Here is a 12,802-nt window from a genome sequence, read left to right on the forward strand (position 1 = left end):
TTTAAGCTAGCACCACTATGTTTTACTGACATAACGAACAGGCAAATGCTTCAGCATCTGCCTGTTTTTACATTTGGCATTTGTTAACACTAAAAGGAAACATGCTATGAACAGTAATCCCGTTGGTTGGTTTGAAATTTATGTTGAAGACATGCCTCGCGCGCAGGCTTTCTACGAAAGCGTGCTGACGGTTTCCTTGGAAGCACTGGAAGACCCCTCAGCAGATAAATCTCAAGGCGCATTCAGTATGATGACGTTCCCCTCTGACATGGAACACTATGGCGCCAGTGGTGCATTAGTTCATATGGAGGGTGCCCCAGTAGGTAAAAATAGCACCTTAGTCTATTTTGCATGTGAGGACTGCGCCGTTGAAGCGGGTAGGGTAGTTGACGCAGGAGGCGTTCTTGAGAAAGAAAAAATGGCGATTGGTGAATATGGATTTATTGCGTTAGCCATTGATACAGAAGGGAATATGATTGGGTTTCATTCCCAAGCGTAAACTTTTTACGGTTTTGTTTTTTTATTAGTATGCGGTTTCTAATTGTACTTTGTATAGTGATTCTGTAATCGAACATTCACAGGAGCTGACGATGACAACCACTGATACCATTAAAGGTAAAATTAACGAAGCAGAAGACATGGCTCGCAAAATTTGGCTAGCAGGGCTTGGCGCGTACGGAAAAAGCGTAGAAGAAGCACAAGGTCGTTACGAAAAGCTAAGTGAAGACGCGAACAAAATGTTTGATGACTTAGTAATCAAAGGTGAAACGCTAGAAGACGATGCGCGTAGTAAGTTTAAGTCGACCACCAATGATGTTGAAAACCGTGTGGCAGATGTACGTAAAAAACTGGGCTTAGATACCGACCCCGCCGATCATCGTATTGAAGAGCTTTCAGCAAAAATTGATGCGTTGACGGAAGCCGTAGCTAAGCTAGCGGCGAATAAATAGCACTTAAGTTTTATTGTTGCTATTTTTTAGCAAGGTAGTTGCTGTCGTTTTTTGTAGTCCTGTTACTTACAAAGGTATTAGTGCCAATGCTGGTGCTAATACTGATACTAATAGAACGTAATAACTACCTTGCCCTATTCGTTTTGAAGCGGGAGGTTACATGCCTAATAATCACAAATCATCACCACTATTTGGATGGCTTACAGCGGGTTCTGATTTAATATCAGCGCAACTTGAAAGTACAGCTAGTACAGTAAGTAAAAAAATTGATGATACTCACTCCTCAATTGAGGCTATGCAGCGCAAGGGCGCTGAAGTAGAAGGTGAGTTGAAACGTCGATTTAACCCAGTTTCATTAGTTGATAGCGCACAACAGTTGGTGATGTCTACGCCACTGTTTAGTTTACTTTCTGGTGGGAAAGCACGGGTTGAAAGAGAGCATCAAATAGCGTTACTTTCCGCAAAAGTTGATTTACTGGTAGAGCAAGTCGCATTGCTTGCCGCGAAACGAGCGGCAGAGAAAGCCCAAACGCCAACAAAAACACCTGCAAAAGCCCCGGTAAAAGCGGCCCCAAAGTCGACAGCTAAGGCTGCTTCAAAAACGACACTAAAACCCACGGCTAAAGCGACACCTAAAGCAGCCTCAAAACCTGCCACCAAAACGACCGCTGCGGCAACCAAAGCGGCTAGTAAAACCTCTACGGCTAGTAAAACCACTACGGCTAGTAAATCGACTTCGGCAAAAACACCTGCCGTTGCGAAATCAACCACTACGACTTCCGCTGCATCGAAGCCAGCAGCGACTAAAACGACTGCCGCTAAGGCTTCAGGAACTAAGCCCCAAGCGACGAAGTCTTCAACATCAAGTAGCGGTACGTCTACTGCGACGAAAACCAACGGTGACAGCAAGGCAGATGGCGACTCGTAAACCTTTAGCACCTTACTGGCTACACCATTAGGCGCAAAAAAAGAGAGTAGGGCACTCTCTTCTTTTATAGTCGCGTTTGATAGCGATGTTAGTGTTTAGCCACAGGCGTTGCATCGCCACGGGCGTTAAAACATAGACACGGGCCTAGTTCGTCTTGCTCCACAGATTTTGGTGCTTCTTAAAACTAAAATAGTCGTGGGGCTCCCAAAAGCTGGGGATTAAGTCATCTACTGCGTCTGGGGTGAAATTACTGGAAAGCTGGCTCATGATTTCTTTCAAGCGCGCTTTATCAACATTCATTAGCTTCTTTCTGCTAACTGGGAAATAAAGGTTTCTGCCTTTCTCAATAACTTCGATATGACCGCTGCTGATATGCTTTTGATTGCGCGTGGTTACTTTGCAAATTGGCTCGCCAGGTTTAGTTGGATTTAATCCTATCACCACCGCACATTCATATTGGTCTTTTTCTTGGCCGTTTTCATTAACAGGAATGAAAGTAATGCCGAAGCCTTGCGGGAAGTAACCGACCAAGTCAATAAAATCCTCCGCGAGCTTTTTATTTAACGCGCCTTTTTTAGATAGCTGCTCTATAAGTAAGTAGCCTTTAGGCAGGTTTTTACGGCTGTAATCGTTTTTAGTTGAAAAAATCACAGACGCATAAATTTGCGGTATTTTAATTAGCTCACCTAAACCAGTTTTAGACACAAAGGCATCTTTTACCAACTGGCTAACAAAGTCATTGGCCTCATTGTGGGTCTGCACAAATCGGTCACGTTCTTCTTTCACGTTTCCCACATAGGCTGGAATGCCTAACCCTTCAGTAAGGTATTTCATGGTGAAGTGATAGTTAAGCTTCAACAAGTCTTTTCGCTGAAATTCTTCTAGTAATCGGAATTCATCCAACTTATTGTCTGCGCCACGTAATATCGTTAATGCGGCGGGGCTTTGTAAGCCTACATCTTGTAGCAAAGAGGCAGTAATTAATGGTCGCCCTAATTCTATACGCCACTTTTCGCGCCAATAGCGGTTACCACGCATCCGAGAAATCGCATCACGATATTTTGAAAGGTACTTGTGCGCAATGGTGTCGTGATCAAGTAACTTATCAGTAAGTCTTAATACTAAAACGGCTTTATACAAAGGCTTAAAGCGCTGGTGAATGCGGGCAAATTTACCTTCTGGGCCTTGGGTAAGCAACATTAAAGTGCCAAGAAACTTTGCACTTAGCTGCTGAGTTTCTTGCCAGCTATCTCCCTCGCATAGCTTGATAAGCTTAGTGCTCACTTCATCAATTCGAGTAAGCCGCGCCAAGCGTTCCTCTTCAAGCTTTTGACTAGAGTTTTTGATTTGTTTTTTGAGCTGATCTACAAGAACTTCTTTCTTAGTTGAAGCTTTCGCTTTTTTTAGCTGTACCTTCAACTCCTCAACATGGGCTTCTAGCTCAGGGGTTAACGAAAAAAAATGTTTCGCATCTTCAAAGACTGAGCCATAGCCAACCTCTTGCGGGTACACCATGTTTATTAGTTGTTTTACTTGCTGCGTGTAGATGCTGTCAGGGCTTTGAATTTGTGCGCTCACCGATATCCTTTGTGTATGTTTTCAACCCCAATCACAGTCAAATTCCTGCGTTGGGTGGGTTAATAGGCACTGTGTCCTAATTCAACCGCTTCTCTTTGTTTCAATTTACCAAGATAATACCGCAAACTTTCGCTAATTTTGGTATTTTTTTCAATAACATCGAGCTGTGGCCAAGTTGATTTTTCTCCGCTCACTATGAGCGCATTTATACTTTCAAGGCTTGGATTAGCAATAACTTGTGTCAAATTACGAATTTGTTGTTTGGGGAGAATGTTTATGTTTCCTACATATTGTTGATCGATAATAGACTTCACTTTATGAATAGTAAGTTTAGCACCTTTATTGTCAGTCATATTTTCAATAATATCGATGGCAAAAATACTGTTACTTTTTAATAGCTGCCCCACGTGACGCGTTGATAACCCCCACAGTGATTGAGGATTGATACGCGCAGATTGGATGAAGGGCACGGCGAGTGGATTGGTTTGGCTAACAATACTATGGTTAACACCGTACAACCTAGCAAGCCTATCAAAGGGTAAGTCGGCCATTAGCGAGCCGTCAGCGAAACGTCGGTTAGGAATATAGGGAACGATATCACCTGCAGGTGTTTTAGCGCGAAGTTGTACAGGGCTAAATACTACTGGCACGGCACAAGACGCTCTTACCGCTTGGGTGATAATGGCGTTAGGCGAAGTTTTGGCATTTAGTAGCCTAGAATGCTGGTGTAAATCTGCAGGCGATACGGTTACGGTTACATGGCGACGGGTCTTTTTATACGCTTCTTCAAAGGTGGTCAAGTCAAAAAGGCTGATTAACGCATTCTCTAACGCAGTGCTATCAAATAAACTATTTTTGCCAAAGCCCGCCCAACTTCGCCATTTTTTGAAGGTTTCATAAATATTTTCAGCGCTTAATGCATCGAGTAGTTCATCATGAGTACGTGTGCCTACCAAGGCTGCAATAATAGAACCCGCACTTGCGCCTGATACAACAGAAGGTAACAGCTCTTTCTCATTTAGCGACTTTACCACCCCGCAATGAAAGAACCCCAACCCAGCTCCTCCCGATAACATGAGACAGCTGCGCCCGAATGCATGGGCGGTTTCTTCAAAAAATGACAGTTTCTCGTAAAAGTCTACGTCGTCTTCATTCGCTTGGTAAATCTGATCAAGTGCTAGCTTCACCTCTTCAATGAATTGCACGATAAGATATTTAGTGCCCATCTTGCATTTGCGGCGTATAGCCGGGTTTGCAATATTGCCTAAATTCCCATGCAAGCCTTCATGAATAATTGACATAAGCGCATGCATGTCGCCATTGCCTCTGGCAATTTTCAGGCGTTGTACCCGTTTCTGAATAAGTATGTAGTCGTAATCATCTGATGCATCATCGGCTTTCCACGCTTCTGCACCGGAAATTTCGTCATGCGATAAGCAAGCTTCTTGGTACGCTTGATAGCTTGAAGCATGGGCAATGTCTTGGTCTAATTTTTTTAAACGTAAGTCAAATAAAGCCATATTTTCAGTGTCTCAAGTGAGCATACAAAAAGTGTACAAAGGAAATTTAGAATGCGCTACCTAACAAAAATTAATCAAAATTAAGAGGGTTTTATTTGATGTAATCTAATAAATTTCACAAACCTTGGTGCATTTAGAGATAAAACATTGACCAATTCGTAAGCACTCAGTAGCCTGAAAGAGAAGAAAAATAATTCGAGCAAGTTGTTCGCCATATGGAATGGAATTTAGAAACACTGAGTTTGCTGTCAATTCCGCTGATAAGCGCTCTGGTTGGCTGGTTAACGAATTACCTCGCGGTAAAGATGATGTTTTATCCCATCGAGTTTGTCGGGATCAAGCCCATATTTGGTTGGAAGGGTTTAATTCCTGCCAAGCGCAGACAAATGGCGGAAATTGAAGTAGAGCTTGTTTTAGGCAAGTTGTTGAGCGTTGAAGAGCTCGCACAGCGTATCGACCCTAGCGATCTCACCAAAGCAATAGAACGACGGCTTGGGCAAGTTACCCGCAAAGTCGTTAACGACGTTATGTCTGAGTCTGCCCCTCAATTGTGGGCAGCGCTTCCCGTGCAAGGAAAAAACCTTGTATATCAACGTATCGAAAATGATATTCCCAATGTGGTTCACAAGATGGTGGATGACTTTCAGCACAATGTAGCTGAAATTCTCGACATAAAAGAACTTGTGGTTGAGCAACTGGTAAATTCACCTTCGTTAATTAATGAAATTTTTCTTACCGCAGGTAGTAAAGAGTTTCCCTTTATTGTGCGCTCAGGTTTCTATTTTGGTTTCCTGTTCGGGCTACCCACCATGATTTTATGGTACTTCTTTCAAAACTGGTGGATTCTACCCCTCGGTGGGCTTTTAGTGGGCTACGCAACAAATTGGATTGCGATAAAAATTATATTTGAGCCTAAACGCCCCGTTAAATTTGGCCCAATCACCATACAAGGGATGTTTCTTAAACGGCAAAAAGAAGTGTCTGAGGTGTACGCCGAGATTATTGAGCAAAAGTTGATCACGCCTAAAAACATCACCCACGTTATATTGCATGGCTCTGGTTCAGCTCAACTCCTGGAGCTTATAGAGCTACACGTTAACGATGCTATAGAGCGCTATGTCGCTATTACTCAGCCATACTTTGCCCTAGGTGTGGGGTCTGAAAACTATCATAGGATGAAAGCGTTGGCGGTAAAGCAGATATTTGATAACTCTGATAAATATCTGTTGTATGCCTATGATTACGCTAACGATGCTTTGCACGTCGGCCAAGATTTATGCGAACGAATGCAAGCCTTAAGCGCTGAAGAGTTTGAAGGGGTGTTACGCCCCGCTTATCAACAAGACGAGTGGAAGCTCATCGTCACAGGTGCCTTATTAGGCCTACTCGCTGGCTTCGCGCAATTATATTTGGTGTTTTTGTAAATGAAGACATCGCAGCGGATTTTACTGACGGCGCTCACCCTGTTTAATCGGCATGGCGAGAATGGTGTTACCAGTGTAGACATAGCCATGGAGTTAGATATTAGTCCCGGCAATTTGTATTACCACTTCAAGGGCAAAGAAAGCATGGTGAGTGCGCTTATGCGTATGCATGAAAAGCAAATGCAGCGTGTGCTGGTACCCAACGCTTTAGATTCGCTTACCGCCGAAGAGGTAATGTATTACTTGTATCTGCTGGTAGACAGCTTGCACGTATTTCGGTTTTTTTATCGAAGCCCAGCGGATATTGTTGAAAAATATCCGTTAATTGAAAAGCCCCGTAAAAATATTCTTTCAAGTTTACACAAGCAGCTTTCTCAATTACTGACTACATTAAGCCATAAGAAGGTATTGGTCGCATCACCTTCAGATCTGACGTTGCTGGCAGATTTGCTTAGCCTCATCATTACTCAGTCTTGTCAATTTGATGAAACTAACAGCCATATGGATGAAACATCTCAGCGTTATCATGCGCTGTCGCTCATGATGGTGAGCTTACTTCCACGATTAATACTCAGTGAAGCACAACAAAACAGTATTTTAGAGGCGTTGCATTCACATGCATTAGCCAATGTCACAGAGCATGTGCCACAGGATATGTTTAATACAAAGGAATAGTCGATGAGTAAAACACTTAGTTTTCTTGATAAGTCCTTTTGGATAACGGAATCCGACGACAACCCTAAACATGTTGGATGTCTTCAGCTACTAGAGATGCCCGAAGGCGCGAAAAGCCCTGAATATGTACCTGCTATTTATAATGAAATTAAAGGGTTTGCAAAAGGGACGTCACCGTTTAATTGCGTTGTAAAAACCGTGCTAGGCTATCCGGTAGGGCTTTCGCCAGTGAAACATCTGAACATGGATTATCATGTTCAATTGCATCACATTGACGATGTGAGTGACCGACAGAATCTAGATGATTTTGTTGCGCAATTGCACGCTGCACGATTAGACCCTGATAAACCTCTGTGGCAATACCATTTCATCTTCGATACTAACAGTAGTACTTATGCCATTTACGCCAAGGTACACCATATGTATGGCGATGGCGCGACCTTAGTAAGGTGGTTTCAATCTTGTTATGTTTCTGCTTCCAATAATTCTGAATTCACGCCTATTTGGGCGGTGAAACGACTCCGTCATAAACGCAATGATTCCACCAGTTTCTACAAACGCTTAGTGAGTGTAGGAAGCGCCATAAAAACGGGCTTCGATTTACTTATCATTTTAATACGCATTTTTTAAAACTGTTGAGAGTGAATCCCCATTACATGCCTGTGCCTTTTTCAGGCACGAAAACCGTGCTAACGGGGCAGGTGGAAGCGGGAAGGGTAGTCACTACCACAGATATCGATTTTAAACGGGTAAAAGCCTTAGCTAGACGCACGCGAGCATCAGCCAATGACATTCTTCTGTGCGCTTTTGATATTGGGGTTCACCGGTTACTTCAGGATCATGGTCAGGTTTTTAAAAAAGCACTGTATACCAATATGCCTATAAACCTTCGAAAACCGGGAGAGAAAACCACAGGCAATAAAATTGCTATTGTGCCGGTACAGCTAGCCCATGGCGATCAAGACCCTTATCTTCGTTTACGCCAGATTATTATTAACCATAGAATCGTAAAACATGCCGCGATGCGAGCCCGCCCAGCTTCCTTTAGTGGCTACACCATCGTGATCCAATCTTTAGCCTTGGTATTTGAATGGCTTAAAATTTCCAATGTGGTTAAACCTATCGCTAATATTTTGGTATCGAACATACCTGGCCCACGAGATACGCGGTATTTAAAAGACAGTAAGTTACTTGCCTGTTATCCCATTTCCACCATGACCCCAGGCGGCGGGGTAAATATCACATTGATGACCTACGCAGGGGTGGCCAATGTAGGTATTGTTTGCTGCAACAAAAATATAAGTACACTGAAGCCGTTAGCCGGTTATGTGCAAGAAGCTTTCGAGATGTTGGAGGCATGCATAGATAACCCTCGGCTGCGCATTACTGATATAGGGGAACATGAAGAGTCGGTGCCTGTGTCGATTGTTAGCGAACACTAAAAATAGAACCGAAGCGAAGATGGTTCGACCCTAACTGTTTTTCCATAGCGTGCAAAAAGTACTTCCCGCCATTGATCTTCGCGCATTATATGGTGAAGAGGAAGTGTAGCCATTTTATCCAATATGGCTTTTTCAATTTGAGGCTTATGGAAATCAAGTACAGCTTGTTTCGAGCCGCTTAAATATAGCTTCAAATATTCTACCGCTTGGTCGGAAGTACCCACGGTTACCAGTGATAATATATTTTTTAACGAGCGACCCAACAGCGAATCTAAATTACCGGGTACAAAGCGAGAAAGTAAAAATTGGGTGTCTTTTAATAAGGCGTAGTCGTCGTTCACCATAATAATGTTGTCTACCTGCTTCTCGGTAAAATAAAGGGTAGATTCATGTTTGTTGTAATCCGGTGAGGCACTTAGCGTAATGATAAGGTGGGCACGGTAAATGGTCGTTTCAGCAACGTTAATGGTTATTGACGCTAATAATTGAATGCATAGGCGGTTGTCTGGGGCATTAAAGGTCAATTTACCACTGTTTACCGCCACATGTGCTTGGCCTGCGGGTATGGCTAAGGGGAACGATTGAGGCAGATTTTCAGACAATAAAACATTGAGCTCATCGGCTGAAAACTGGTCGTAGCGAAGCCTTCCTAGCTTGATTAAAAGCTGGGAAATAAGAAGCATACCTTTGTCGCGTAAACCTAGTTTCATTTTTTCATGCTATGCGTTTATTTACTTAAACGGGGTGTGATGGACTTAACTCGTTATACATAAAACAGTTTTTAAAATATATAACATATCACTTTTGGATGGGCTGTTTATTTTGATAGTCTGGTCTTACCACAATGCTGCATATCATTTTATTTTTGACAATAAGTGACTAATACTAAGCATCTAATAATAAGAGTCGGCACAGCTCAGTCATGCGCCTACAATTCGTAATTGCATAGTAATACAGGCATTAACTGAGTATTTCACCGCGTAAACGTGTTTTGGAGCAATGCATGAATGAGATTCAGGGTAAGTATGACTATATCATCGTAGGTGGTGGGTCTGCAGGTGCGGTATTAGCGGCACGATTATCTGAAAACCCAGCTCTGAAAATTCTTATGCTAGAAGCCGGTACGAAAGACACTAACCCGCTTATTCATATTCCTTTTGGTTTATCGCTATTAAGCCGATTTGAAGGCATAGGGTGGGGGTATCATACCGCACCACAAAAAGAACTATACGATCGTGAGCTATTTTGGCCTCGAGGAAAAACACTAGGCGGCAGCAGTTCCGTTAATGCTATGTGTTACATTCGTGGTCAAAAAGAAGACTACGATTATTGGGTAGAGCAGGGCGCAGCTGGCTGGGGTTTTGAGGACGTACTACCTTACTTCAAGCGCTCTGAAAACTTCTTCAAAGGTGAAGACGAGTTTCATGGAGAAGGTGGGCCGCTGCATGTTTCTCAACTTAAGCACACCAGTGTGCTTTCCGATGCTTTCGTTGAAGCCGCAAGCCACGCAGATTTTAATGTTGTAGATGATTTCAACCGCGATATACGTGAAGGCATTGGCTATTATCATGTTACCCAAGTCAACGGACAGCGCTGCTCAACCGCAAAAGGCTATTTAAGCCAAGCACTTCACCGCAATAATCTTACTGTACTTACCGGTGTGGCCGCGGAAAAAGTACTATTTGACGACAACAGAGCCATTGGCGTGCAAGTACGAGAAAAAGGCAAAATTGCGCGGTATTCTATTAACCGTGAAGCGGCTAATAGCGAAGTAATACTCTGCGGCGGCGCTATCAACTCTCCCCAACTACTTATGCTTTCCGGTATCGGGCCAAGAAACGAATTGGAAGACAAAGGCATTTATGTCATGAATGACCTGCCAGGGGTGGGGCAAAATTTACAAGACCACCTAGACGCTATTGTTCAATTTACCTGTAAAGCACGAGAAGGTTATGCGATTGCTGCTGGTGCATTACCCTCTTACCTAAAGGCCTCGTACGATTATCTTTTTCACCGTAAGGGAATTTATTCTTCTAATGTGGCTGAAGCGGGTGGTTTTGTAAGTTCAAGCCTTGCTACCCGAGGCCCAGACATTCAATTTCATTTCTTGCCCGCTATATTAGATGATCACGGGCGAAAGTTTGCCTTTGGTTATGGGTACGGCGTGCATGTGTGTTGTTTGTACCCTAAAAGCAGGGGCAGTATTACGCTGCAAAGCAGCCATCCTGCCGATCACCCGCTTATCGATCCAGGTTACCTCACGGAACCTGAAGATAGACAAGTAATGATTGAAGGCATACGAATGGCAAGAAAGCTGTTAGCTGCACCTACGTTTGATAAATTTGAAGGCAGTGAACTGCATCCAGGCACTGATGCTGAGTCTGATGAAGCGCTTCTTGAGTTTCTAAGGGAGCGGGCTGAAACCATTTATCATCCTATCGGTACTTGTAAAATGGGGAGTGACGACGACCCTATGGCCGTGGTCGACAATCAGCTTAAAGTGCGCGGCGTAAAAGGCCTGCGTGTGGTAGATGCCTCTGTGATGCCAAGCCTTATTGGCGGAAATACCAACGCGCCTACCATCATGATTGCAGAACGAGCGGTAGATTTTATTAAAGCTGAGCATGAAGGGCTTACTGCGCCCATTTAACTGATGTCTTAGCTTTTCGATACTTGCATGAACAAATCGGCGGCGCAGTCACACATTTCATCAATGTGGCTGCGATCAGCATATATCCCATCAATTAATAACCGTGCAATACCATGCAAGGTGCCCCATGTTACCTGAGCCATGCGAAGTGCGTCTTGCCCTGCTGGTAGTAGGCCTGTTTGCTGCCAGTATTTTGTCATATCTACTTGGAACTGAAAGCAAGGGTAAGCCACTTCTTTTAGCCCTTGTGTTGCGCCATTGTCGTGCCAAATAGTACGACCAAACATCAGCTCATACATTTGCGGGTTGTCCGCTGCGTAGCCTATATACTCATGAATAAACTGACGAAACCGCGCTTGTGGTGTCACGTCGTGTTGTTCGAAAATTCGCTTGGCGTTGGTATGCCACTGGCTAAAACCTTTGGCCGCAATGGCGCTTAACAAGGCGCTTTTATCTTTAAAGTGATGATAGGGCGCGGTTCGCGACACACCAGCATCTTCCGCAAGCTTTCTAAGTGATAAGCTGTCTATACCGAATTCTGCCACCCGTTTCGTCGCCGCTTCTAATAAAGCGGTGCGCAAATCGCCATGATGATAAGTTTGTGCTGCGTTTGTCATACTGGTGTAAACCAAACCCTATTTTATGGTTGAGACGAATAGATAACGTTTTATCTTGACAGTGTCAACATTGCATTTTATCTTGACGCCGTCTAGTTTGCAAAAATGTTAACAGGAGAGTGAAGTGGAAGCCGAGTCAATGCCGCAAGAAAACCCGTATTCTACCCTTGAAGTGATACAAGAAGGGTATATTGCAAAGGTCGTGTTAAACAGGCCAGAAGCCATGAACAGCATGAATCCTGCCTTTTGGACAGAATTCCCCGCCGCCATTCGCGCGATAGACGACGAGGGCACCGCCCGCGTTATTATCATTTCTTCTACCGGAAAGCATTTTTCAGCTGGCATGGACTTGTCGGTATTTCTGAATATGGCGAAAGACTTTAAAGGCGACCCATCACGTCGCGCAGAGCGCATGCGCCGTATGGTGATGCTATTACAAGATAGCTTTACCGCGATAGAACAAGCCCGTATGCCGGTGATTGGAGCAGTACAGGGCGGTGCCATTGGCGGCGCAGTAGATTTACTTAGCGCCTGTGACATGCGTTATTGCACCAGTGATGCTTTCTTTACCATTAAAGAAACGCAATTAGGCATGACCGCCGATGTAGGCACATTACAACGTTTACCTAAGCTTATCCCTATTGGTGTTGTGAAAGAGTTGGCGTATACCGGCCGTAATTTTGGCGCCCAAGAAGCCCAGCAGTTAGGCTTCGTGAATAAGGTATTTGATGATCAAGATATCATGCTTAGCGAAGTGACTAAGTTAGCGCAGTCTATCGCGATGAATTCTCCCGTTGCGGTAGCTGGCACTAAAACCATGATTAATTACGCTACCGAGCACACTATTGCTGAGAGCTTAACTTACATGGCAACGTGGCAGGCAGGCATGTTCCAAATGGAAGATGTGATGAAAGCCATGGAAGCACAGAAAACCCAATCGCTTCCTGATTTTGAGCCACTTCATGGCGCAGTAAATAAGATGAAAGACTAGCGTGCAGGCAACCGAATAGCCTACAAG

Annotated in this window: 13 protein-coding genes; 9 read left to right on the forward strand and 4 right to left on the reverse strand. The window is 43.9% G+C overall.

Translation table 11 applies throughout. The annotated features are described in order from the left end of the window. Positions 1–106: 106 nt before the first annotated feature. The 3 genes from AMBT_RS04790 to AMBT_RS04800 all read left to right on the forward strand — a co-directional run bounded on the left by AMBT_RS04790 (position 107) and on the right by AMBT_RS04800 (position 1,878). A complete protein-coding gene (locus AMBT_RS04790; RefSeq protein WP_013783455.1) occupies positions 107–499 on the forward strand; it encodes a VOC family protein in 393 nt (130 codons plus the stop codon). A 91-nt stretch (positions 500–590) separates the two neighbouring features. Beyond that, on the forward strand, positions 591–950 hold the full coding sequence (locus AMBT_RS04795) for a phasin-related domain-containing protein (RefSeq protein WP_013783456.1): 360 nt from the start codon (positions 591–593) through the stop codon (positions 948–950). A gap of 160 nt (positions 951–1,110) precedes the next feature. Continuing rightward, on the forward strand, positions 1,111–1,878 hold the full coding sequence (locus tag AMBT_RS04800) for a hypothetical protein (RefSeq protein ID WP_049791748.1): 768 nt from the start codon (positions 1,111–1,113) through the stop codon (positions 1,876–1,878). A 144-nt stretch (positions 1,879–2,022) separates the two neighbouring features. Here the strand turns inward: AMBT_RS04800 and AMBT_RS04805 are convergent, their stop codons facing one another. Next, a complete protein-coding gene (locus AMBT_RS04805; protein ID WP_013783458.1) occupies positions 2,023–3,456 on the reverse strand; it encodes a hypothetical protein in 1,434 nt (477 codons plus the stop codon). Positions 3,457–3,515: 59 nt separating this feature from the next. Continuing rightward, positions 3,516–4,976 carry a DUF3336 domain-containing protein gene (locus AMBT_RS04810; protein ID WP_013783459.1) on the reverse strand — a complete coding sequence of 487 codons (1,461 nt, stop codon included), beginning with the start codon at positions 4,974–4,976 and terminating at the stop codon, positions 3,516–3,518. Positions 4,977–5,191: 215 nt separating this feature from the next. On the opposite strand from AMBT_RS04810, the gene AMBT_RS04815 reads away from it, so the two are divergent. The 4 genes from AMBT_RS04815 to AMBT_RS22820 are packed head-to-tail and all read left to right on the forward strand — an operon-like array spanning position 5,192 to position 8,517. Further along, the gene (locus tag AMBT_RS04815) at positions 5,192–6,400 is read left to right on the forward strand and encodes a DUF445 domain-containing protein (RefSeq protein ID WP_013783460.1); all 1,209 of its coding nucleotides are present in this window, start codon (positions 5,192–5,194) and stop codon (positions 6,398–6,400) included. Continuing rightward, entirely contained in the window at positions 6,401–7,075 is a 675-nt protein-coding gene (locus AMBT_RS04820; RefSeq protein ID WP_013783461.1) for a TetR/AcrR family transcriptional regulator, read from the forward strand. A gap of 3 nt (positions 7,076–7,078) precedes the next feature. Further along, on the forward strand, positions 7,079–7,705 hold the full coding sequence (locus tag AMBT_RS22815; protein ID WP_232363184.1) for a wax ester/triacylglycerol synthase domain-containing protein: 627 nt from the start codon (positions 7,079–7,081) through the stop codon (positions 7,703–7,705). A gap of 11 nt (positions 7,706–7,716) precedes the next feature. After that, positions 7,717–8,517: a WS/DGAT domain-containing protein gene (locus AMBT_RS22820; protein WP_232363185.1), complete on the forward strand. Its 801-nt coding sequence runs from the start codon at positions 7,717–7,719 to the stop codon at positions 8,515–8,517. On the opposite strand, the gene AMBT_RS04830 is transcribed toward AMBT_RS22820, so the two are convergent. Beyond that, entirely contained in the window at positions 8,514–9,227 is a 714-nt protein-coding gene (locus AMBT_RS04830) for a DUF1439 domain-containing protein (protein ID WP_013783462.1), read from the reverse strand. The two genes, AMBT_RS22820 and AMBT_RS04830, sit on opposite strands and share 4 nt — an antisense overlap. Before the next feature lie 293 nt (positions 9,228–9,520). Here AMBT_RS04830 and AMBT_RS04835 point away from each other — a divergent pair, with 293 nt between their 5' ends. After that, positions 9,521–11,167 (forward strand): GMC family oxidoreductase, encoded by a 1,647-nt coding sequence (locus AMBT_RS04835; RefSeq protein ID WP_013783463.1) that lies wholly within the window; start codon positions 9,521–9,523, stop codon positions 11,165–11,167. 8 nt (positions 11,168–11,175) lie between these two features. Here the strand turns inward: AMBT_RS04835 and AMBT_RS04840 are convergent, their stop codons facing one another. Then, the gene (locus AMBT_RS04840) at positions 11,176–11,784 is read right to left on the reverse strand and encodes a TetR/AcrR family transcriptional regulator (protein ID WP_013783464.1); all 609 of its coding nucleotides are present in this window, start codon (positions 11,782–11,784) and stop codon (positions 11,176–11,178) included. 139 nt (positions 11,785–11,923) lie between these two features. On the opposite strand from AMBT_RS04840, the gene AMBT_RS04845 reads away from it, so the two are divergent. Continuing rightward, positions 11,924–12,775 (forward strand): crotonase/enoyl-CoA hydratase family protein, encoded by an 852-nt coding sequence (locus AMBT_RS04845; protein ID WP_041452776.1) that lies wholly within the window; start codon positions 11,924–11,926, stop codon positions 12,773–12,775. Positions 12,776–12,802: the final 27 nt, after the last annotated feature.

Source organism: Alteromonas naphthalenivorans, from assembly GCF_000213655.1.
GTDB classification, from domain to species: domain Bacteria; phylum Pseudomonadota; class Gammaproteobacteria; order Enterobacterales; family Alteromonadaceae; genus Alteromonas; species Alteromonas naphthalenivorans.